This is a genomic window from Flavobacterium sp. (genome assembly GCF_013822155.1).
GTDB lineage: Bacteria > Bacteroidota > Bacteroidia > Flavobacteriales > Flavobacteriaceae > Flavobacterium.
This window is the reverse complement of the sequence record NZ_PNJW01000012.1, coordinates 1-23,734: the sequence shown is the minus strand read 5'-3', so window position 1 is coordinate 23,734 and position 23,734 is coordinate 1. Positions and strand designations below refer to the sequence as shown.

Here is a 23,734-nt window from a genome sequence, read left to right as displayed (position 1 = left end):
TTGTTCGAGGAAACCCTTTGGATTCGTTCGAAGGGTTTTTTTAAATAACTTGCAGTATGAAAAAAATCACTTTATTGCTGTTGTTTTTATTGGGAATACAAACGTATGCTCAACAAAAAACATATTGTAATCCTATCAATATCGATTACGGCTATTGTCCCATTGAACCATTTGTAACACAAGGTAAACATAGGGCTACAGCCGATCCGGTCATTACGTTCTTCAAAGGGAAATACTATTTATTTTCCACTAACCAATGGGGATATTGGCACAGCGAAGACATGCTCGATTGGAAATTTGTTCCCCGAAAATTTCTTCGACCCGAACACAAAGTTTGGGATGAATTATGTGCTCCTTCTTTGTCTTTTGTAAACGATACACTTTTAGTAATTGGTTCCACCCATACTAAAGAATTTCCCATTTGGATGAGTAAAAATCCCGAAGTAGACGATTGGAAAGAACTTGTTCACAAGCAAGAAGCAGGAGCTTGGGACCCACAAATCTTTTGGGATAAAGAAAAAGATGACCTCTATCTGTATTATGGTTCAAGCAATTTATATCCTTTATACGGATTAAAACTAAACCGAAAAACGTTTCAACCGGAAGGAGAACCAGTTTCTGTTTTAGCCTTAAACGACCATGAACACGGCTGGGAACGATTTGGTGAAAATAACGACAATACATTTTTGCAACCTTTTACGGAAGGGGCTTTCATGACCAAATACAATAACAAATATTACTTGCAATACGGTGCTCCCGGAACAGAATTCAGCGGGTATGCCGATGGGGTTTATGTGGGTGATGGTCCGCTAGGCCCTTTTGAATACCAATCACATAATCCGTTTTCCTATAAACCCGGCGGTTTTGCCAGAGGAGCAGGGCATGGAGCAACTTTTCAAGATAACAAAGAACAATATTGGCACGTTTCCACCATCGGAATTTGCGTTAAAAACAATTTTGAAAGAAGAGTAGGTATTTGGCCTGCCGGATTTGATAAAGACGGAATAATGTACAGCAATACAGCTTACGGTGATTATCCAACCTATTTGCCTTCTCAAAACAAGAATCATTTAAACGAGAATTTTGCCGGCTGGATGCTGTTGAATTACAATAAACCGGTGCAGGTTTCTTCTACTTTGGGTGGCTACCAACCAAACTTTGCCGTTAACGAAGACATAAAAACCTATTGGAGTGCAAAAACGGGCAATAAAGGCGAATATTTCCTGTCAGATTTAGGCGAAAGCAGCACGGTTAATGCCATCCAAATCAATTTTGCCGACCAAGATGCTGACATCATGGGAAAACCCAAAACCACAACGGGGCACAACTATATTTTATACGCTTCTGACGATGGTAAAAAGTGGAAAATCATTGCCGACAAAAGCAAAAGTAGAAAAGATGTCCCGCATGAATATATCGAATTTCAAACACCCTTTAAAGCTCGATTTATAAAACTCGAAAATTACCAAATGCCAACCGGTAAGTTTGCTTTAAGCGGATTTCGGGTATTTGGAAAAGGTTCCGGCGATAAACCGCAGATGGTTAAAAACTTTGTTCCGCTTCGTTCCGGACCCAAAGTGGAAGGCGAACGCAGAAATGTTTGGTTCAAATGGCAACAGGAACCTTCTGCAGACGGCTATGTCATTTATTTCGGCAAATCACCAGATAAATTATACGGTTCCATCATGGTCTATGGAAAAACGGAGTATTATTTTAATGGTTTAGACCGTTCGGATGTTTATTATTTTCAAATAGAAGCGTTTAATAACAACGGAATTGGCCCGAAATCAGAAATTAAAAAAAGCGAATAAACCGAATTTAGGCTCTTCGCAAACGTTGTATTTTTTTCTTTTTTCAAAAAAATGTTGCTTTGAAAACGTTTTCGTTGAAAACTATTTACAAATAATTGGCTTTACATTTTGACATAAATGTATATTTAGGAATTATTTCAGCAAAAAATTAGCAGTCTTTTAGTATAGACACATTTTTTTTCAGGATTTAATAAAATTTAATTTCAAAACAAGTTCAAAACTAATCTCTTAACCAAAACCAAATGAGTGCAGAACAAGTACAAACCAAGTGGGGGCAGTTTATTCCTCTAGTAACCGTTTTTTTCTTTTGGGGATTTGTTGCCGCCAGCAACGATATTTTAATTCCCGTTTTCAAAAAAGCTTTTGATTTAACCCAAGGGCAAAGCCAATTAGTTTCTGTGGCTTTTTATGTCGCTTATACGGTGGGTTCTATCATTTACATGATTATTTCTTATTTGACCAAAGGTGATTTGATTAATAGAATTGGCTATAAAAATTCCTTGGCTTTAGGACTTGTTATCTCTGCTTTAGGAACATTATTATTTTATCCGGCTGCTAATACGGGTTCTTTTCCCTTAATGCTATCCGGTTTGTTTATTGTAGCTCTTGGTTTTTCTTTGCAACAAACGGTCGCTAATCCGCTTGCAATTGCTCTCGGACCAATTACTACCGGCTCACAACGATTAACTTTAGCAGGAGGTATCAACAACTTAGGAACAACTATTGGACCTTTAATCGTAAGTTTTGCCATTTTCGGTTCAGTTACTTCCGGCAATTCTGAAATGAGTATTGAGAGTGTAAAAGTTCCCTATTTAGTTTTGGGAGCCGCTTTTTTATTGGTTGCCATATTATTAAAGTTTTCTTCTCTACCGGATAAACCTCAAGCCGTAGTTGAAACAGAAAGTGATAAAACTTCAGCAAGAAGTTCGGCTTTAAAATACCCGCAGTTAATTTTGGGAATGATTGCAATCTTCGTTTACGTAGGAGTAGAGGTATCTACCGCAAGTAACCTTCCTGCCTACATGGAAAACAATTTAGGATTCAAAACACAAGATATTGCTCCCTTCATTTCTTTGTATTGGGCGAGTTTGATGATTGGTCGATGGACTGGGGCAGTAGAAGCGTTTACTAACGATATGAATTTGCAAAAAATATTGCGTTTCATAGCTCCCTACCTTGCTTTTGGTGTTTTCTTAGGTGTAAATAAATTCATGAACCATGATTTAACACCTTTCTATGTATACGGATTAATCATTTTAGTATTAATCATTGCAGATATGGCCAGCAAAGGTAATCCGGCCAGAATGTTATTAATATTTTCTGTTCTGGGTATCGTTGCTTTATTAACAGGAATGGCTACAGATGGTATGGTCAGTGTTTATGCTTTCACCAGTGTTGGTCTTTTCTGTAGTACACTTTGGCCTTGTATTTTTACGTTAGCTATTAGTGGTCTAGGTAAACATACCAGTCAAGGAAGTAGTTTCCTTATCATGATGATCATGGGAGGCGGAATCGTAAGTTGGTTACAAGGAGCGGTTTCGGATGCAACAAACATTCATTTCAGTTACATTGTGGGAGTCGTTTGTTTTGCCTATTTAGTTTTTTATGCTTGGAGAGTAAGCGGAATTTTAAGAAACCAAGGAATTGATTTTGATAAAAAAGTTTCCGGCGGACATTAATCAGCTATACATTATAATTAAAAAAACCTGACAGTTGCTTACTGTCAGGTTTTTTGTTTTAAGGGATTGTTGGACTCAGATAAATCAGATTAAAAGGCCTAATATTTCACTCAACAATTGGAAAATATAATTATGTAACGGAAAGAAATAATTCTATAACATGCCTCTTAGGTCATGCAATTACTTTTACACCTAACAAATTAAAGAAATGATTATGAAAAATCGTAGTTTATTATTCGCCTTTGCCCTAAGTTTAGGATTGTTTGCAACTTCTTGTAGCGATGATGATAACGATGGGGAAACGCTTGCTCCTTTAGCCGGAAAATGGAACATTACTAAAGTAGGGACCACTTTAGCCGGACAAGAATATTTAATTGATGCTCCTCAAAATCAAAGTGGTTGTGACAAAGATTATCTTGACCTTAAAATTGATAACGATGTGAATCAAGGTAATTATGATTCATCAAATAATCCTTGTGAATTAATTACCAGAACAGGAACTTACTCTAGATCTCATAATGATTTAACGACTATTTTAGAAGGAGAAACTAAAGTGCAAGACATCGTAAATCTTACTTTATCGGAATTAAAATTAAAAGACGCTAATGGTCTTATTGAAGTGTACGAAAGAGACTAAACGGTCTTTACAACCACTAAAAACATAAATTTTTTAGGTTTGTATTTGAAAAATGGGAATGACTTTGATTAGTTGTTTCCGTTTTTTTTCTTTTTTTTCAAATTGCTTATATTTTTTAAACAGAAGGAACATGCTCCACCAAGACTTCATTTTTAACCTTGTCAAAATAAGTACAAGTCATTTTATCTAAAGAAACAAACCATTTTTCAATCCCTGTTTCAGCACAATGCTTACAAAACGTAAAATAGTCTGATTCCCCTTGCTGATGGATTTTTAGATAATGCCTAAACAGTTCTTTATTACTTTCCTGAGCTATTATCAACGCTTCATAATTAGGGGCTGATTTGGTCTGAAAACCATTTTCACCAAAATAAACGGTGTGACTATCCAAAACCCACGTTTCAAAGGCACTAACCCCAATTGTTTTTATTTCCTGAATATAATGCGGAAAATCAGCTCCTGATTTCACTTTCGCGTGAGCTAATTCTATTTGTGTTACGGTAAACATAAGATGTTTTTTAAGGTTATTCAAAGTTTCGTTTTTTTTCCAATCAATAAATCAAACATAAGCTTTAACAAATCAGCATTCTATTCCTGTGATATATTATTAGCTTTTAAAATTTTATTAAATTCCTCTTCCTTTCCTTGTTTTTTCATTTCAATATAAATAAGCGAAATTATTTTTTCTGCATCTACTCGATATGGTGATTTTTGTTGAACATAAATAGTATAGGCTTTACACATATTATCTAATCCATTTTCATAATCATTTAGATTTGTTGCATATATATTTCCAATCCCATAAAAAACCTCCGGATTATTTACGTCTATTTTGGCTAATCTACCATAAGCTTCGATCGCTTTAGAATATTCTTTTTTATATTGGTAAACTATGGCAATGTTTTGTAAAGGCATTAAACCATAAGGATCTATTGTTAATGATTTCTGATAACATTCTATTGACTTATCAAAATTGTTTAATCTTCTATAGTTTATTCCCAAATTATCCCAAGCAAAGGCAAATTCTGGATCTTCTTTTACTGCTTTTTCAAAATAGTCAACTGCTTTTTCATAATTCTCTTTTTTTGATTCATCTAATCCCTTTGAATAAAATTCAATGGCCTTCTTGTTTTCAGAAAATGATTTAGAATTATGTTTATCACTACTTGCAATTTTTTCTTTTAACGAAGCACAATTTGTCATCATATAGCTTTCAAACTCATAATAATATTTTTTATATTCAACTGAGTTTTCGTTCACATTAATTGAAATATTTATTTCTTTTTTCCCATCAACAACTTTTGCATTTTCTTTTAAATCGTCAAGTTGCATTAGCTTTGAGCCCATTTGATAAGCTCCAACTTGTTTGCTGATACACTTATTAATTGCATCAGTAACTTCAATTTTTGGCTTGTTATAAGTGTTTATTGAATCAACACATTTACAACCATTTTCAGCTAATTCTTTTAATAATGATGCTGAACTTGACTTTTCATTTGTTTGTGAAATTACGTTTGAGGAGATAGAGATAAAAATAAGAAGTAGTAAAAGATTTTTCATTTCTCTTTTGTTTAAATAATTAATGTATCTGATTCATAAAGTGAAGTTCACGCCCATAAATTTTCCTTATTAAAAAGTTACTTCCCAAAGATTCTATTCAACAAACGTTTTTTGTTAACTTTCTAGTCGATAGAATCATTAGTTGTTATGTGAATTTTCGTTTAATTTTTTCTATAACAAATCTTAAAAAAATTTGAATGAACTAATTTTTAGTTGTTATGAAGTAAATATATTGGTTTTAAACCAAAATAAATAGTGTTAAAAAAGAAATTAATGAAAAAAAAAGAAATGAATAGGGATTCATTTTAAACCTTTCCATTTCTCTAAAACCCCGACCAAAAGTTCACCTAAAAAAAAACGGCTTGAGTATTGTCAAGCCGTTTTTATATAAGTAGAAGTTTGTTATTGTTTTATAAATCGAATAGGTTGAAATTCATCAATGGTGATAAAATAAACACCATTCGTTAAATTCGAAACGTGCACACATTGTTCAGAAGCAAATTTCCCATTCAACAAAACTTTTCCGGTCAAATCTGTAACCTTATAGTTGTTGGCGGCGGTGCCATCTTTCAGATGAATAAACAATTTTTCTGTTGTCGGATTTGGATATAATTGAACGTTTACAGCTTGTTGGTCACTAAGGCTCAACGATTCCTCTAAATAATATTTAGCCATCACTTGATCATAATCTTTGGCAACATCGTCATACAAAAGACCACTAACCACTAATTTTCCGTCGGAGGTTGGTGAAGCTGAAATAACTTGTGTAAAATGACCAATATCAGTGATAACCTTACCGGAATCACCAAAAGAGAAATCAGTATCTCCGTTTCCAAAATAACGGGTTAAAGCAAATTTCCCTATATCATCTGTAAGCGTCGTGCCAATTAAAGTAATATGTTGATTGGTTGGGTTATAATGAATTTGTGCCGACTTATCAAATCCGGTTACAAATGTATTAACATAGCCACCCGAACCAAAGTTAACATCTGCAGTTCCATTGCTGTTTAAACGATAAAGAATAAAATTATCATTAATCGATTCAAAAGTGCTCAGAATTTTTCCGTCTGTTTGAACTTTAATATCACCATTCATATAAAAATCAACGGCCTTTTCAGTAAAATATTTACCATTTCCGTTAAAAGTAGGATCAAGCAAACCAACCGAATTGAATTTCAGAATAACAGCTTGAAGATCATTACCATAATTTTCTTGTGTAAAACCAACCGCTACAATTTTTCCATTATTTAAAACTTCAAGAGCTGTAATCATCTCATATGTATTAGTTAAGCCCACTTCACTTATTCCGTTATCGCCAAAAGTAGAGTCTAAAGTTCCATTTGCATTCAAGCGGATTAATAGATAATCAATAATGCCGTTAACATTGTTCCCGCCGCCCAATACAATTTTATTGTCTGTTTGAATTTTTATAGAATTAATTCTTGGAATAAAATTAAAGTTATCTTGCGGCAAATAGGTAATCCCTTGATCGCCAAAAGTTGCATCTAAAGCACCGGCAGGGGTAATGCGAAGAATAAGACCGCTTTGCAACGAAGTATAACCACTTATAATTATATTATTTGCGTTATCCACTGCCAAAGCATCAAAATCTGTAAAATAAAAACCAAGACCAATTTTTCCGTTAGAACCAAAAGTACTGTCCAGTGAGCCATCTTCGTTAAATCGTTGCAAACCTGAAAAATACAAGTTGTTGACAAAAATTCGGGTAAGAACCACAACCTTATTGTTTGATTGCACCACCGATTTTTTAATTTCTTCATACGTTGGAAAAGGAATATTCAGTTGCTTTCTTCCATTATTTCCAAAAGTAGTATCAAATGAAAGCGGGTTCAAATTGAATTTAGCAAAAGCCATGTTGTTGTCAAGGACAGTAGCTTCTGCGTTTCCGGAAATAATTAATTTATCATCAACGATTGAAATGCACGCTGCTGTATCATTCAAACCATTAAAAGGAAGCACAACACCCCAGCTACTTCCGTTAAAAGTAGTGTCTAATTCTCCGTTAGATAAATAACGAACAAAAAGCATGTCTTCATAACCTGTAGAGATGTTTTGATAAGTATCCATTTGGATAATTTTCCCATCTGATTGCAAAGCAATTTTTCCGGGACGACTAAAGCCTACATCAACAGTGGCAGATTGAAAACCATCACCACTAAACGTAGTGTCATAAGAGCCATTCGTGTTAAATCGAACCATGAACAATGCATTTCCGTTAGAGTAGTATTTTCCGCTGAACAGAATTTTTCCATTCGGTTGCAATTGCAAATCGGTTGCTCTCACGGCTGTTGTATTGCTGATAGAAAAAGCTCTTCTTCCGTTTGAATTAAACGAACTGTCTGCCGTGCCATTAGTGTTATAACGGGCAATAAAAACAAAAGGACTTGAACCGTTATAGTAATATCCGTTTACAATTAGTTTGTTGTCTGATTGAATGCTTAAGGCAACCGGATTATCCGTTGTACCAAAATTATCAGTAACGTTTAAAGAAGAATCTAAAATTCCGTTTAAATTTAATCGGAACAACCGATAGTAATTTAAATCATTTACGTTGGTCGTGGTGAGGCCAACTATTTTATTGTCCGATTGAATTTCTAAATCAACAACAGGATGAGAAGAAAAAGGAAAGGCATCCGGATTGGTGTTATAATAACTTCCGTCAAAAGCAAATGCAGTATCTAAACTACCGTTAGCTAAATAGCGGGCCACTGCAAAATCATTGTTATACATACTGCCAACCAATAATTTACCATCGGTTTGAACTTTTACTACGTTAAAACCGGCAAGAAAGGGGTGAACAGCTTTTCCATTCGTGCCAAAAGTAGTGTCCAGTTCGCCGTTGGTCAACAACCGCATTATAAAACCTTTTGGATAGGTGCCATTATTTATTTCACCGGCAACAATTGTCTTACCGTCAGCAAGAACAACATGACTTTTTACATTAAAAGCGGCATTCCATAAATTAGATCTAACAATTCCGTCTGATCCAAAAGTAGCGTCTAAATCTCCGGGTTGTTGAGCAATGCTTGTAAAAAAACTTAAAAAAGCGATTACTAAAAAGTAACTTTTATTCATTGATTTTTGATTTTAAAAAATTTTTTCAAAAGTAGTCTTTTCGTTTCAAATCAACGAATCGTTCCAAACTTTTTCTTACTTTTTTTATAATCTAAATAGGGCAGAAGCTTTACTGGTAAAACAAGTTAAAAATCAATCTCAAAACCCCGAAACTTCGAGAAAACAAAGTTGTTTTTATAATTATTTTAATCCCGAAGCTTTGGGATAGTTTTTGATGAGGTTGTAAAACGGTTACGCTTTGTTAGCGATTCGTTATTCTTTTTTGTCAAATATTAATTTCAAAATTCATTTGAAGTTTCCAATTTAAAAGCGTTTCAGTTTCTCCAATCTTTACAAACTTATTGTTTTCTAGCACTTTATATGATGCAATATTTGTTTTTACTGTCGATGCTATTATTGATTTTACTTTTGGTTGTGATTTTACCCACTCAATAATTCCTCCTACAATTTCCGTCATATATCCTTTATTTTGGAATTCCCCATAAGTACCATATCCAATTTCAATTTCCCCATTTGCATTTGGTTCGCCAACAATACATAGGTCACCAACCATCTTATTCTCTGTTTTTAAAATGGCTGTCCAAAGCGTCGAATACAAATAGTTTTTTGTCTTGTCCGCCACGTTTGGAAGAATTGTTTGTTCAAACGCTTCTTTTAATTCCGGAGAAATTATTCTTGAAGTTTCATTCAAGTTCAGTTCTTTCTCTAAGGAGTTGTCGCATTTTATATATTTTATTAACTGCTCGTAAGTCAGTGGTTTTAATATAAGACGTTCTGTTTCTATCATTTTTCTTGCTTTCTATGCGGTTTTGCAGATTCTAACAATTACCGTTAACCTTCTAATCCCTCATCATCTTTCCTACTAAAGTAATTTCTATTTTCCAATTTGCCAACTGAGCGATAGCAAACAAGCGAAGTAAATCACCTCAAAAACAAACCCCACTTTTAAAATCAGTTACTTTGGAAAAACAAAACTTACCAATGCTCTCACACCAAAATCGGGTCTTCCGGTAGCAGGAACGGATATCGGAATACGTGGACCAATTACCAGTTGTACCATTTGTTTGCCTAATTTCGTAATCCCACTTACCGTTGGCATAAAGAAAACAGAAGTAGAATTGGATTCCCAATTTTCAGTAATTTCAAAAACACCTCCAACTCCTGCACCACTTTTCCAATTGTAAATCAAAAAAGGTTGCACATACATTTGATTTACATCGGATCTGTCTTCATTTCCTGCAACCGACCAGATCTGATTTGCCAAGGCTCCATAAGTCCAACCGTTTGCTTGTTTTAAAATTACGGCTGTGGGGCCAACGCCCAATTTTTCAGTTCCTAATAAATTATCGGTAGCAGTCGGTACTAAAATGGCAGGACCAACACCCCAAGTCAATCCATTTTTAGCTTCAGCTGGAGAGAAAAAAGCACTTACAACAGCATCACTCAAACCGGTTTGTTTTACTCCGGGTGCTGTTATATCTTGTTGGGTGATAATAGGAAGAACAACCCGAGTAATCATATTCAATTTGGGGGATAACGAAATAGGAATTACGGGTTGGAAATTCAAGGTGTTTCTAGAACCATTATAAGCACCAATACCCACATCAGTATTGTTTTGAAACGGCACACTGATAAGAGATGCAATAGGATTGGATAATTTCTTGGCTAAATCAGCAGCACTTTCATTAGGTTTGTCTTGTGCTATGGCTGATCCAATAGTAAAGAACATTACAAAAATCAGCAATAAAGATTGAACTTTTAGGTTTGAAGTTTTCATTTAGTTTTAAAGTGTTTTAATTTATTTTTAAAAACTAACGGTCACCATTATGACGACCGTTGATTTATAATTCTACTAAAAAAGTTTAGCAAGTCAAAATGTTTATTCTTTTCTAAACGCTCTCGCAGCTTCTCTTTCTAAATCTAGATATTGCTCTTTTCCTGTACTAATGGTAACAAAACTAATAATACCTCCTTCAAATTCACCTGGAGATGAATATTGTTTGCTAACTGGATCACCACTGTCATATCCAACACACAATCCATCGCCCACAAGGGTAAATTTACCAACCTGTGCAGTCATTGCACCGGTAGCAACTTCTTTGTCATTGATATACAATTTAGCTGTCCCCATAGATTCGCCATGTTTACCAGCTTTTTCTTTGGTAAATTCCATACCAAAAGTGTATTTCCCTGGTTTTAATGTCTCTGTAGAGACTAATTGTTGTTCCGTTATACCCAAGAAATTATATACATAATACAATTTATGATCCTTAATGAATAAACTATGACCACCAAAACGAGAACCATGAGCAAAAATAACTCCTGAAGCATTAGCTTCGATTTCAACATTGGAAACAATCTTAAATGATTTTCCTCTCACATTCACGGCCACAGCTTCCGGAACTTGACTAGTATGTGGATAGTAAGTATAACTGTCACGTGGTAATTCTTCTGTAGGACGATCGGTACCTAATATTTCGATAGCAGTACGGTCATCAAGTGGTAAAGCATTATTTTTCAAAGCTTCTTCCATCCACAATTTTTTCAGGGACTCTAATTTTTCAGGAAATTTTTTAGCAAGGTCTGTAGATTCTGCACGATCAACATCAGTATGATATAATTCCCATCTGTCTTGGTCAAATTTACCCACTGAAGTAAGAGGTGCATGAACTGATACTGCTTTCCAACCATCTTGCCACAAAGCACGAGTTCCAATCATATTAAAATATTGAATGTGTTTTTGTGATGGATCATTAGGTTCAGCATCAAAAGTATATTTCATAGAAACACCGGATAATGGGTATTGCTCCACACCCTTATATACTTTTGGCATTTCTAATCCAACAATTTCAAGAATAGTTGGCACTATATCTACGGCATGATGAAACTGATTTCGCACTTCACCTCTGGCTTTAATCCCTTTTGGCCAAGTTATGGTCAACGGACAGGTAGTTCCACCGGCATAATTAGCATATCTTTTAAACATTTTGTAAGGAGTCGACATAGCAACTGCCCATCCTGTTGGAAAATGCTCATAAGTGTTGGGTCCACCCAACTCATCAATTAGTTTCATATTCTCTGCTAAATCATCCGGATAACCATTGAAGAATTTATTCTCGTTTACAGAACCATTCGGACTCCCTTCTCCTGATGTTCCATTATCGGCAGCATACAGAATAATAGTGTTATCATACTGACCTGTGGCTTTCAAATGATCAATAATCCGTCCTATTTGAACATCTGTATATTCAGAAAAAGCAGCAAAAACTTCACACAATCGAGAAAACAATTTCTTTTCGTCAGCAGTCAAAGTATTCCAAGGACGAACAAAATCCGCTGCATTGGCTTGATCTCCGGGCATTGGGTTAATCTCTGTTAGTTTCGTATCCTTAGGCAAAATTCCTTTTTCAATCATGCGAGGCAAAACCCATTTGCGATACGCATCATATCCATCGTCAAACTTTCCTTTATACTTTGCAATGTAATCTTTTGGTGCTTGATGCGGGGCATGATTAGCTCCAGGACAATACCACATAAACCAAGGTTTAGAAGGATTTGCCGATTTTTGGTCGCTAATCATTTTAATCGCTTGATCTGCTAAATCTTTCGATAAATGGTATCCTTTTTCCGGACCATACGGTTGCTCAATTGCATGATTATCTTCGGTTAAATCTGGATACCATTGGTTAGTTTCCCCTCCAATAAAACCATAAAAACGATCATACCCTTGTTGCAAAGGCCATTGGCTTTTATTCGCTCCGGCTGATAAATCAGTTTCCGGAACGTTGTGATCTTTACCCAACCAAAAAGTACTCCATCCATTATCATTTAATATTTGTGCCATAGTAGCTGCTTGTGGAGGCAACACTCCACTATATCCCGGAAAACCGGTGGCAGCCTCTGTTATTGCACCCATTCCATTTAGGTTATGATTACGACCCGTGTTAATACATGAACGGGTAGGAGAACAAAGTGCCACTGTTTGCCATTGGGTATAAGTCAATCCATCAGCTGCAAGTTTATCCAGCGTAGGCATGTTGATTCTTCCGCCATAAGCAGACCATGCAGCTTGGCCCGTATCATCATATAGAATAAACAGGATGTTAGGTGAACCTTCTGGAGCTTTCTTACGAATAAATGGTGCCCAATCAGCTTTTGAATCGCGAACATCAAGTTTGACGACCCCTTTAAATTCAGGTTGTTGTGCTTGGCTACTAAAAGTAACTAGTGCCATTACTGCAAGCAGTAGTGAAGTAATTTTGGTTTTCATTTAGAATCGATTTAAATGGTTGTTTATTATTTATTATACAAAATTAAAGAGTTGTAAATTCAAAATTTTTGTTCCAAAAAAACAAATTTCTTATTAAAAGTAATAAATAAATAAATATACCCAAAAGATTAGTGTAATATTTTTTTTAAACTTTATAATATAATATTTTTTCAAAAATTATACCCACGCCTCGAGATAGTTTTTTAAAGAGTTGTGCAACAGCTACCGCTATTATAACCCTTTTTTTATTTGTATTTCACGAATAAATCCTCTAGAGGTTTTATAACATTTCGCACAGATTGAGGATAGCAGTTAGGCAAACTCTTCCATTTTATATTAGTCAAAGTTTCATTTTCATTAACTCTGACTTTTATTGGACTGAGAGTGTCACAATTTTTGACTGAATCAATTCGCTTTTGATAATCTTTTAAGGTCGAAGTGCTCATTTTGTATATAGTTTGAAGAACACTTTCTGATTTAAGGGGAATGATTTTTGTAACGTTAAAACCCGTTGCAGAATTATAACAATTGTCTATTTCAACTTGTTTTGTTGAAAGTTTAAAGGCAACATATTGACATTTTTGTCCATAATATTGCGTGCTGATAAGTAAAATTTCTTTATCTTTTTTCTTTTGAGAATAGGTAAATATTGAAAATATTAAAACTAAATAAAGAAGTATATTTTTCATGTGATTTTCAAATGTATTATAAACTCAGCCCCTCAAACCCTTCCTCCAAACTGATTTTAATTAATAGTGGAAGTAAAAATATTAGTTTTATGTTACAATAAAAACGATTTTTTTTATAAAAAGGCTAACTGAATACGATGAAAAATCAATATTTGATTTCTACTTTATAATTTCAACTTCTTCTGGAACTATAAATAAAATTATACAACCGGTCTCTGTTTTTACCGAATGTTTAAAGCCAGGGGGCGTGTATAGATAATCGCCTTTTGAAAGTTTAGCTTCATTGAAGTAAACTTCTCCTTCTATAACAAAAGCTTCTTCGCCACCGGGATGATTGTGATACGGATAAGATGCACCTGCGTCAAACTTCAATAAAAAACTTGGTGGTCGCTTCTGTTTGTCATCATAGCGAAGAATTTTAAAATAAATACCTTTGGTATCAACTCCGTCTTCTGTCAAGGGTTTCCAATCGGTTTGTTCTGTCTGGACGATGTGTTTTTTGATGCCTGTTTCCATTATATGTTTATTAGTTAAAATTACTACCAACCTCAGTTCGATTAAACCTTCCTCCAAACTGATTTTTATGAATTAAGAAGTAAATATATTAGTTTTTCACAACACTAAAAAACAAACCTCTATTAGAATCCCGAAACTTCGGGACAAACGAGGTTGTTTTTTTTATTTTAATTCCGAAGCTTAGGGATATTTTTTTTCAGAGTTGTGCAACGGTTACTGCTGTTAGCGGTTCGTTGTTCTTTGTTTTCTATCATTACGCCGTCTGTTTAACTCCGTCTCGTATCGCTGTTTCAAGTATGTCAATATTTATGTCTTTTAGCGTTTTGAAATTAATGCAATAGCCCGTTACACTTGCCTTGCCTATTGCTTTTCCATAAGTGTCAGGCAAATACTTTTTGTCTTCAAGACCCATTATATAAACTGAAATTCCTTTTGTGTTGGCACTGATGCCAATTTGATAAAACTCTTTAGTCTTTCCGTCAGCATATTTTATGGTTTGAAGTCCATACCCTACATTAGGATTAGAAACAATTTTTCCTTTCTCGTCCTTGCCGTCTAAGAACCAAAACTTACATTTTGGCATTAATAGAAGTATCCTTTCGTGCAAGGATTCAATGTCAGCCTGTTTTGGTTCAGGTAGGCTGTCAATATATTTTTTAATTTGTTCTTGTAGGTTCATATGTCAAGTTTATAAATAAATTCTTCTATTTCTGTCTGTCTTGCGTTTGCAAAACCATAGTCAGAACCGATTTTGACAAAACCACATTTTTCTAAAACTTTCTGCGAACCAAAATTATCAAACGCAACTCGCCCAAAAATTGGTCTTGTTGTTTCAAGGTTAAGAAATATTTTTAATGCTTTTGTTGCAATTCCCTGTCCCCAAAATTTTCTATCCAACCAATAAGTAATTTCCGCATCGCCTTCCAAAACAAACTTTGCAACACTTCCAACGATAATCTTGTCAACGATAATTGTCTGATTGTTTACGGTTGGGTCGCTCAACAATTTTGTGTATTTATTGATATAAACAGATTTGTCTGTGTGATTTTTAGGCATAAATGCAGCTAAGTATCCACCTTCACTGTCAAGTTGAAATTCAAATAAAATATTCAAGTCCGCTAATTCTGTTGGTCTAAGTTTTATGTCAAGTTTATTGTTTGTCATCTTAATTTTGCGTTTCGTCTAACAATGACTGCTAACTTGTATATATACTCCTTACGCCTGTTAGGGTTTGTATTTATTGATATTGTTACTCTTTTGGGTTCACTAGGTACAACATAAGTACAACAAATCAGAACCTTTTTACTTGACTATAAATACCTAATTCATTGAGCTGAGCTTCACGATTTAATATTTGATAGTGTGCTAATTTACTACAAAAATATTGATGTGTTGCTTTTGCATACCCATTGATCAATAGTAAGTCATTTAAACATTCGCCTCCTGGAAGAATTACATAGCCTAATTGCCTGTTCCAATAGTCATAATAATTCTCCTGTTCTGTAATGATGGTTACAGTCGTTTTAGGCGGTGCAACCGACAAAACGAACTGCAAGGACTGTAAACCAAATTGGAGCAGTAATTCAGCCGGTAAACTGCTTTTCTCTTCGTCTTCCATCATCTTTCGATTAATCTTTACTTCCGGTGCATCTAAACCATACAGTCGGATTTCTTTTTTCAATTGAGTGAATTGATTGCAAATGATTATGCTATCTCCATCAAGCACTTCTTCAATTTGCCAATGGGTTTCCACTATAAACGGTGCTTTTGCTTCGTATTGCATTGATTTTCAATATTTTAAGTTGTTGATATTCAAAGATAATGATAGAAATTTGTCTTATCAATTTAATCTATTTATTAACCCATTAAAACTTAAAAAAATGGCAAGACAGAAAGGCAATTTAAAGTACATCGGAACTCTTGGTGATGTTCGACACTTTAAAATTAAAGGACAGGAAGGCTACTTTGCAGGCATGGTAGGCGGACCAACTGGTGATCAAGTATTATCAGCACCAGAATTTGAGAGAACACGTGAGAACATGAACGAATTTGGTGCTTGTGCCAAAGCCGGGAAATCAGTTCGAACAGGATTGTCTCAAGTAATGAAACAAATGGCGGATAGCCAAGTTACCGGAAGATTAACTTCAATTATGAAGAAAATCAACCTGGAAGATCAAACGGAAGCCAGAGGTTACCGTAAAATTGAAATCACTACTCAACGTAGTTATTTGAAAGGATTTGAGTTTGACAAAAACACTTCTTTCAATGGGATTTTCAATGCCCCCTACTCCGTAACTCATGAAGTTGACAGAGAAACAGGAGATTTTGTTGTTCCTGGATTCAATCCATTGAATTTGGTAAATGCACCATCCGGAGCAACACATTTCCGTTTGATTCATTCGTTATCAGTGGTAAGTGATTTTGAGTACAATGCTACCACAAACACTTATGATCCAATGGATGCAGAATTGAATGAGGTAAACGATATTCAATATAGTGGTTACCTTGATTTGTTCGCTCCGGTTCCATTGACAACTATTACTGCAACTCTGCCAAACGGAGCTATTCCAACTGCAAACACAACCGTGTTGCAATGTATTGGAATTGAGTTCTACCAACAAGTTGGTGGAAATTACTACTTGTTTGCAAGTGGTAACTGCTTAAAAGTAGAGGATGCTTTTTAGAAAAACCTTCCAAAAATCCCTCATCAAAAGTGAGGGATTTTTTAATTAATCTCAAATCAATCAAAACAATGGAAAGCAAAATAATAAGAGTAGCCCAGGGCAAAGAAAGCACATTGAGCCAATTGTATATCAACGGAATATTTCAATGATATCTGTTAGAGGATAAAATACGAGAAGTGAAAATACCCTCACAGACAGCCATTCCAACGGGTGTTTTTGGTTTGAAACTGAACACTCACGGAGCAAAAAATGTAGACTATAAAAGAGTATTTACAAAGCTTCACGAAGGAATGATTGAAATTGTTGGTTTACCAAACTTCAATTTTGTGTACATCCATGTTGGTAATACCATTAAAGATACTGCCGGGTGTCCTCTTTGTGGTTTTGGTTTCCAATTTCTTGATGGAAATTACCAAGTCACTCAAAGTATTGCAGCTTACAAAATGATCTATCCGAAGTTAGTTGCATTGGCTAAGATTGAAAATAATAAGTTAACCATTGAAAACAATTTTCAATTCTAAAAAGTCCTAATCATGGATAATATAAACATCATCGCAACACTTTTTGGAACACTCATAACCTTGTTACTTTCGATTGTGGCTTATTTTATCAAGCAATTACACACTGATTTCAAGAGCATGGAGAAAGATTTGGTAGAGGTAAAAACGATGGCTTTAATCATCAAAACGGAGTTCAAAAGTGGTAATGACTTACTGAACCAAAAAGTAGAATTTTTAGAAAAACGAGTATCAAAAATTGAATTAACACTATTTAAAAATCAAGATTATGAAAAACAATAATTTGAACGTAGTAGAAAGAGCATTGGCTCCAACCCCAAAATGGTTTAGAATTCTTCGTACTGTTGGCATTGCAATGGCATCTGTGGGCGGAGTAGTTCTTGCTTCTCCGGTAGCTTTACCGGTTGGATTGGTTTCGGCAGCCGGATATTTAATCCTGGGCGGAAGTATTATTTCAGTAGTTTCACAAACGGCTGTGAAATCTGAAGAAACTCCGGAACCAAAGGAATAAAAACCCTAAAAAATCCATTTTAAAGCTCCGAATTTCGGAGCTTTTTTTGTTTTTAGCAGTCAATACATGTCAAATGCTTTGCTTTTCTTCGATTTATTTAAGAGGAGCATTTATATTGCTTTTATGTAGTCAATATGTAGCGTTTAAGGTGCAAAAAAAACTAGTCCGAGTGGACCAGTTTTTAATTAACGTTTGCAGTAGCGGTACAAGATTACTCGACGCATATCGTTTATGAGGTTGATGTTGTCGTGAAATTGCTTTTCTTTTTGCTCTAGGAGTTTGAGGGCTGCAATGTTTTTCTTGTGAAGCTCGAAGTCGAGCATCATTTCATTGGATTTTTGGGTGAGGTTTTTGGAAAAATCGTTGATTCTTATGTAGGGAATGACGGAACCTATTAAAAATTGGTGCCAGAACTTCACTCTCCATAGGCTTTTACAGATGGATTCCATGTTTTCGGAGTCTTCAGTGCTGCCGAATTGTATCACAAAACAGTTTGGACAGGGTTCGGACAAAGGTTTTCCGGTGTTTAATCCTTTGTTAAGGATGAAAAAATGAGGTTTTGAGTAACTCATTCCGCTTTTGTGGTGTTTCAATTTAAAATTAATCATATCCTGGCGTTTAAAGATTTCTGAATAAGGCACACAACCCCCATAAAATTTTTTCAAAAGAAAAAAAAGAAAAAAAAGAAAGCACTGACGTCAAGTGGAGGGTTTCAAAAAAGCAAGTTTTTTTTAAAAAATACTACCACCCCGATACGTCCTATGGAAGTCGGATTTTGTGGGTTGATGGGTGGTTTTTATGAAAATGTATGGGTGGTGGAGATTTTTTAAAAAACCCGGAGGGCTTGAACTTGCTTTTTTGATAACCCGGAACTTAACTTTGCTACCTTTTTTTTATTTTATTTTTTTTGAATCTCAAGCACACTTTTGCGATGGAATGCGATTTTTTTTCAATCGGAGACGGGGTTTTGATGTAAGGGTTTCAAATTTTGGGGCTGGATAAAAAAAACGAAATAAAAAAGACTTGCTTTTTATCCAGAACCGAAATTTGAAACTCTTACTGACGTTTTGATTTTTGAGGGTGCCTGAAAGTGTTCAGTGGTCAGAAAATAGTGTTCAGTTGGTACGGAGATGGGTGGCACCTTCAAAAAGCAATTCAAATACTTCCGCTTTTTTTACAAGCGAGCAGTTTATTTTCTTTCGGAGACTTTATCTTTTGAATCGGAGTTGGGGTCGTCTTGCAAGGGTTTTAAATTTTGGGGACGGATAAAAAAACTAAAATCAATAGACATGCTTTTTATCCGGCACCAAAATTTTAAACTCTTGCTGCACTGTTTGATTTTTGAGGGTGCCTGAAAGTGTTCAGTGGACAGTTATTAGTGCTCAGTGGCTGCGGAGATGGGTGGCACCTTCAAAAAACAATGCAAATACTTCCGCTTTTTTCAAGTATAACGAAGAATGTGTTTCGGAGGAAGAGCAAGGGTATCGTTTTTATTTGCTTAGTACTTTATTTTCTGATTGCTTGTAAGGTTTGCTGATGTCATGAAGTTGTTTAAGAGTTTAAGGGTTTATGAGTTTAAAAGTTGTTTAAAGTATTGTGGCATCAGCAAACCTTTAAGCAATTACCACTACTTCTGTGAGCAAATAAAAACGATACTCTTGCGGATGATTTTATATTTTGATGTTGCCTAGATGTGTTTTGAAAAATGGATTCAAACATACGAGATTCGGAGATGGATGGCAACTTCAAAATATAATGCAAATACTACCGATTTAAGCGGTTAGCTGATAAAGACCAATGATAGAATTTCCTATGAAATAAGGCTTTTTAGCAAAGGATAAATGTTCTTATGAAAACACGATGTAAGCCCCGCGAAGCCACGTGTTTTTTGAAGCTGTCCTTCGGCAGGCTCAGGATGACAATCCAGGCTGTAAGCGAAAAAAATGTGTGGCTGGAGCGGGGCTTTCGAGCGTGGGGTGAGCGGCTTTTTTACATAATGTTATTATAGGGCATTGAAAAAACCAAAAAAATTATTCACTCTTTTTAATGCCCTATAATGCCACATTATGTAAAGAAGCTTTGGGAAAAGTTTTTGTTGCCCCTTCGATACTTTTTCTTATTTGGCAGGGTCGTTCCGGGGCATACAAAAACTTTTATGCGGTGGGAAGCGGTGGGGAACGGAGGACTCAAACTGTATACTACCACTAAACGAAAAGCACTATTGTAATTAGAAATTAAATTAGTACTTCGACTGAGCTCTATTCGGGCTAAGAAGCAAACAGTAGCATCGATGTTACGAATACTTGGAAAAGGAGCAATTTTTATGCAGATAAATGAGATATAGGATAATGCGAATACCTTGAAAAATGTTATAATTATTCGTTTTATTTCCTAATCAAGTAATTCTTTCCTCTAGTAAATCTTTCCAAATTACAAAACCTTTTCTCTCAGGTGAATAATCGTGAAGTATTCTACTGAAATTATCGGGAGGATTTTCTGTGAAAGATTGTCTTCCGTCATTTCTAATGGTATTTAGCGAGCTATCCACTTTTTTTAATTTTTCAGGAAGTGATTTTTTGTCATTATCAAAATGCCAAATATAGGTTGCTTCTTCCGTATTTAAGGTTTCTAAAACAATATGAAATCCTGTTTTTCCTGCTAGAAGAAAAACAAATGAAAATGGATTCAATACAAATCGAATTTTAAGAATAGTTCTTTCGTGATGTTCAGCTAAATATTGTAAATGCTTTTGGTGTTTGTAATTTTGATTCTGTAAAAAATCATTTAATAATTCATCTCCCGAATCATATAATTTGACATTATTTTCATTTTGCAATTGATTTATATCTAGTAAATTTTCTTTGCCAATTGCATTTGATTTTGCCAAGAAAGCCTTGGTTATAAAGGTGAATTTTACGCTTTCAATCAATTCTCTAGTTATCTTTTTTATCTCATTGGATAAAGCCAATTGCGAAATTAGTTTTCCTTCTTCGAATTCAGCGATAATAGTAACTGTGATGTTTTTTATTTTGAGTGTTTTGGAGAAATAAGCTTTTAAAACTTCAAATTCGGGTCTTATTTCAAAATTTTCAATATCAAATTCAAGCTCGGTTTTCATTTCTGAAACTTCATATTTAAAAGAGATACTTCCGTAACGAAATTCCAATTTTTCAAATGGAATCTTTACTTTTTTATGGATACTAAAATTGTTTTTTGGAACACTAATTTCCTCTTGAGGTTCATCAAACAAAGTTGCCTGTTCGTCAATTTTTCTGTAATAGACATTTCTTTTCAGAAACATTTTATTCAAATAATCAATCTTGATATCACGATAATCATAAATAGTTGGCGTTATTTCTGAACGTTGCACTCTGCCAATGTATTGAATCAGTTTTCCTTCAAAAGAAAATGGATAAATTAGAAAAAGACAATTGGCATCTTGTAAATCGGTTCCTTCGCCAAAGAATTGTCCAGTGGTTATGACTACTTGATAGCTTCCTTCTTTTAATAATTTCCATTTAGAGTTTTTACTGCTCTCAGAATCTTCTCCACTCAAGGTAACTACTTCATAAGACTGTTTTAAATATTGATAAAGTGAGTCAATATGTTCTTTGCGTTCAGTAATTATAATTACTTTTTTGTCTGATTTCAATTCATTAATGACATCTTCATGAATTGTTTTGTTCCTAGTAGAATCGTGAACTAGTATTTTTGATAACGTTTCAAATTTGTCGGTTTTTGAATTGAATGGCACCTCAAGTTCAGTATTTCTAATAATGATTTTTGGTTTTTTAGCCTTGCTTATTTCGTTTGATTTTATTTCGGAGATCACTTCACCCAAATGTATAAAAATCAATTTACCGTCATTATATTTTCGGAAGGGAGTTGCTGTCAATCCATATAAATAAAAAGTTTGTAGTTTTGAAATTGTATTCCTGAATGTTTCCGCTGGTATGTGATGGCATTCGTCCAAAATAATCGTCCCAAAAGCATTCCTAAGTTTTTCTTCATTAGGTTTATCCAATTCTTTTGATAGACTTTGAATCATTGCAACAGTAATTTGCTTACCAATTTTGGTTTTTCCTTGACCAATTTTTCCAATCTCATTTTTTGGGATTCCAAGAAAAGTTACAATTCGTTCCATCCATTGGTCAGCAATTTGTTTTCGATGTGTGATAATTAATGCTGGTTGTTTTTTGTCTGCAATAATTTTTAGACCAATGATCGTTTTTCCTGAACCCGGCGGTGCAACAACCACTCCTAAATCTTTCTTTGCAATTGTATCAATAACTAATTGCTGATGTTTTTGTAGTTGTGCATTGAATAAGAAAACAATCTCTTTTAGCTTTTTCCTTTCATCTTTGAAATCATATTCAATTTTGTTATCTCTGCAAAAACGAATTATCTTTCCAATAAAACCCTTCGGAATGATTACTTCGTTTTCTGTTTCTTCGACCAGTTTGAAATATCGCTCTGTTCCAAAAGTATTTTTACCCATCTTCTTTTTTATTAAAAATTCTGTATTCAGAAAATTCAATTCTTCTTTTAGAAAATTAATTAATGGGATTGAAATGGCATTGCGATTAATTTTTACAACATTCCCCAATTTTATTGTGAGCTTTTCATTGTATATTTTTGATACAATCGAAACTGGAATATTTTGCTGTATATTATGAATTTGATATAATTCATCAAGTTGTACTGTCGAAATTCTTTGAATATTCTCTATAAAATGCCATTGATTTGAAATTGGTTCTAGGCTAAATACATCAATAAAACAGCTGTTTCCTTGTTCAAATGATTTCTTATAGAGCGGAAGTGCTATTAAATTTCCAAATCCTTTTCCAGAAAGAAAATCTTGATTTGGAAACATTCTGTCAAAACTGGAACTTTTGTCAAATAAAGAAAAAATGCCTATTTGCACTAAAATCGAAATGAAAATTTTTCTACTTTTTGCAGCTGGATACGGTTGTTGAAAAAATATCCAAACATGTCCGCCTTTACCCGAACGTGAACGTTCTAAATAAGCGGAAATTCCTTTTTCATTACAAGCAGTTATAAACTTTTTGCAATCATCAACCCACTCGACTTTATCAAAATCTGCCACAATAAACCATGAAGTATTATCTTTAAGCAAAGGATAAATTCCAATATGTTGTTCGCCGTTAAGGTGTTTTTCAATTTCTTTTTCAGTGAAAGGTAAATATTCTTTATCAGCATAATTTTGAAAAGTTCCTCCATTCATTTTATGAGCTTTATACCTATATGGATCATAAAAATAGGCAGGCATATAGCCACTCTTACCGCCTTTTTCCCATCGAATTGCAAACACATCTTCTCTTCCTGCAAAAACAGATTTGAATAGTTGAAAGTTATTTATTGGGCTTGATGGCATCATTTGGATTATTCAAATAGTCTAACTTTATCGATATAGCAAGTAAGTTTGAATGCTAGACCTGGATCTATTATTAATGTGTTGGAAATAATATATTTTGCAACTTATCATACGCTTCTTTGTGCTTTTGATCAGGCATTTTTTCAAGATTTATCCTTTTCCAGAGCACTGAAGGAAGGTTAGCAATTACGTCTATATTTTCCATTTCCAGTAGATTCCAATTGGGATTTTTGTTTTTGAAAGATAAAAGAAATTTCTTTTCATTGTCTGTCATTTGAGAATTGATTTGATGAATTAAATTTTCTCTAGCTTCTTCTAATTGTTCCAAAGGCACGTCTACTTCAGCCATTTGCTTGAATTCTGTTTCG

General features: G+C 34.4%; 20 protein-coding genes and 1 pseudogene. 7 read left to right on the top strand and 14 right to left on the bottom strand.

Features of this window, described 5'->3' with window-relative positions; genetic code table 11:
- The first annotated feature begins 56 nt into the window (after positions 1-56).
- The 3 genes from C0512_RS04955 to C0512_RS04945 all read left to right on the top strand — a co-directional run bounded on the left by C0512_RS04955 (position 57) and on the right by C0512_RS04945 (position 4,127).
- Positions 57-1,811, top strand: a complete 1,755-nt coding sequence (locus C0512_RS04955; protein ID WP_290859393.1) for a discoidin domain-containing protein — start codon at positions 57-59, stop codon at positions 1,809-1,811.
- Between the two features lie 242 nt (positions 1,812-2,053).
- Complete coding sequence (locus C0512_RS04950) at positions 2,054-3,490, top strand: MFS transporter (RefSeq protein ID WP_290859392.1); 1,437 nt, start codon at positions 2,054-2,056, stop codon at positions 3,488-3,490.
- Between the two features lie 214 nt (positions 3,491-3,704).
- Positions 3,705-4,127, top strand: a complete 423-nt coding sequence (locus C0512_RS04945; protein WP_290859390.1) for a lipocalin family protein — start codon at positions 3,705-3,707, stop codon at positions 4,125-4,127.
- A gap of 115 nt (positions 4,128-4,242) precedes the next feature.
- Here the strand turns inward: C0512_RS04945 and C0512_RS04940 are convergent, their stop codons facing one another.
- The 11 genes from C0512_RS04940 to C0512_RS04890 all read right to left on the bottom strand — a co-directional run bounded on the left by C0512_RS04940 (position 4,243) and on the right by C0512_RS04890 (position 16,041).
- The gene (locus C0512_RS04940) at positions 4,243-4,635 is read right to left on the bottom strand and encodes a DUF1398 family protein (protein ID WP_290859389.1); all 393 of its coding nucleotides are present in this window, start codon (positions 4,633-4,635) and stop codon (positions 4,243-4,245) included.
- 80 nt (positions 4,636-4,715) lie between these two features.
- Positions 4,716-5,687 (bottom strand): tetratricopeptide repeat protein, encoded by a 972-nt coding sequence (locus tag C0512_RS04935; RefSeq protein ID WP_290859388.1) that lies wholly within the window; start codon positions 5,685-5,687, stop codon positions 4,716-4,718.
- A gap of 402 nt (positions 5,688-6,089) precedes the next feature.
- Entirely contained in the window at positions 6,090-8,783 is a 2,694-nt protein-coding gene (locus C0512_RS04930) for a T9SS type A sorting domain-containing protein (RefSeq protein WP_290859387.1), read from the bottom strand.
- A gap of 265 nt (positions 8,784-9,048) precedes the next feature.
- On the bottom strand, positions 9,049-9,570 hold the full coding sequence (locus tag C0512_RS04925; RefSeq protein WP_290859386.1) for a GNAT family N-acetyltransferase: 522 nt from the start codon (positions 9,568-9,570) through the stop codon (positions 9,049-9,051).
- Between the two features lie 168 nt (positions 9,571-9,738).
- Positions 9,739-10,560, bottom strand: coding sequence for a hypothetical protein (locus C0512_RS04920; RefSeq protein WP_290859384.1), 822 nt, complete (start codon positions 10,558-10,560; stop codon positions 9,739-9,741).
- A 102-nt stretch (positions 10,561-10,662) separates the two neighbouring features.
- Complete coding sequence (locus C0512_RS04915; RefSeq protein WP_290859382.1) at positions 10,663-13,053, bottom strand: arylsulfatase; 2,391 nt, start codon at positions 13,051-13,053, stop codon at positions 10,663-10,665.
- Between the two features lie 245 nt (positions 13,054-13,298).
- A complete protein-coding gene (locus tag C0512_RS04910; RefSeq protein WP_290859380.1) occupies positions 13,299-13,742 on the bottom strand; it encodes a hypothetical protein in 444 nt (147 codons plus the stop codon).
- A 159-nt stretch (positions 13,743-13,901) separates the two neighbouring features.
- Positions 13,902-14,258 carry a cupin domain-containing protein gene (locus tag C0512_RS04905; RefSeq protein WP_290859378.1) on the bottom strand — a complete coding sequence of 119 codons (357 nt, stop codon included), beginning with the start codon at positions 14,256-14,258 and terminating at the stop codon, positions 13,902-13,904.
- Positions 14,259-14,511: 253 nt separating this feature from the next.
- Complete coding sequence (locus C0512_RS04900; protein WP_290859376.1) at positions 14,512-14,937, bottom strand: DUF1801 domain-containing protein; 426 nt, start codon at positions 14,935-14,937, stop codon at positions 14,512-14,514.
- Entirely contained in the window at positions 14,934-15,422 is a 489-nt protein-coding gene (locus C0512_RS04895) for a GNAT family N-acetyltransferase (protein ID WP_290859374.1), read from the bottom strand. Before C0512_RS04895 ends, C0512_RS04900 begins: the two co-directional genes overlap by 4 nt.
- 127 nt (positions 15,423-15,549) lie before the next feature.
- Positions 15,550-16,041 (bottom strand): thermonuclease family protein, encoded by a 492-nt coding sequence (locus tag C0512_RS04890; RefSeq protein WP_290859372.1) that lies wholly within the window; start codon positions 16,039-16,041, stop codon positions 15,550-15,552.
- Positions 16,042-16,138: 97 nt separating this feature from the next.
- Between C0512_RS04890 and C0512_RS04885 the strand changes: the two genes are divergently transcribed.
- The 4 genes from C0512_RS04885 (at position 16,139) to C0512_RS04870 (ending at position 17,971) form a co-directional block, all read left to right on the top strand.
- On the top strand, positions 16,139-16,942 hold the full coding sequence (locus C0512_RS04885) for a hypothetical protein (RefSeq protein WP_290859370.1): 804 nt from the start codon (positions 16,139-16,141) through the stop codon (positions 16,940-16,942).
- A 152-nt stretch (positions 16,943-17,094) separates the two neighbouring features.
- Positions 17,095-17,463 (top strand): DUF5675 family protein, encoded by a 369-nt coding sequence (locus C0512_RS04880; RefSeq protein ID WP_290859467.1) that lies wholly within the window; start codon positions 17,095-17,097, stop codon positions 17,461-17,463.
- Positions 17,464-17,475: 12 nt separating this feature from the next.
- A complete protein-coding gene (locus tag C0512_RS04875) occupies positions 17,476-17,742 on the top strand; it encodes a hypothetical protein (protein ID WP_114754027.1) in 267 nt (88 codons plus the stop codon).
- Positions 17,729-17,971: a hypothetical protein gene (locus C0512_RS04870; protein WP_290859366.1), complete on the top strand. Its 243-nt coding sequence runs from the start codon at positions 17,729-17,731 to the stop codon at positions 17,969-17,971. Before C0512_RS04875 ends, C0512_RS04870 begins: the two co-directional genes overlap by 14 nt.
- A gap of 185 nt (positions 17,972-18,156) precedes the next feature.
- On the opposite strand, the gene C0512_RS04865 is transcribed toward C0512_RS04870, so the two are convergent.
- The 3 genes and pseudogenes from C0512_RS04865 to C0512_RS04855 form a co-directional block, all read right to left on the bottom strand.
- The gene (locus C0512_RS04865) at positions 18,157-18,579 is read right to left on the bottom strand and encodes a hypothetical protein (protein ID WP_290859365.1); all 423 of its coding nucleotides are present in this window, start codon (positions 18,577-18,579) and stop codon (positions 18,157-18,159) included.
- A 1,787-nt stretch (positions 18,580-20,366) separates the two neighbouring features.
- Positions 20,367-23,369: a DEAD/DEAH box helicase gene (locus tag C0512_RS04860; protein ID WP_290859364.1), complete on the bottom strand. Its 3,003-nt coding sequence runs from the start codon at positions 23,367-23,369 to the stop codon at positions 20,367-20,369.
- A gap of 70 nt (positions 23,370-23,439) precedes the next feature.
- Positions 23,440-23,734: pseudogene (locus tag C0512_RS04855) on the bottom strand (nucleotidyl transferase AbiEii/AbiGii toxin family protein); the annotation flags it as partial.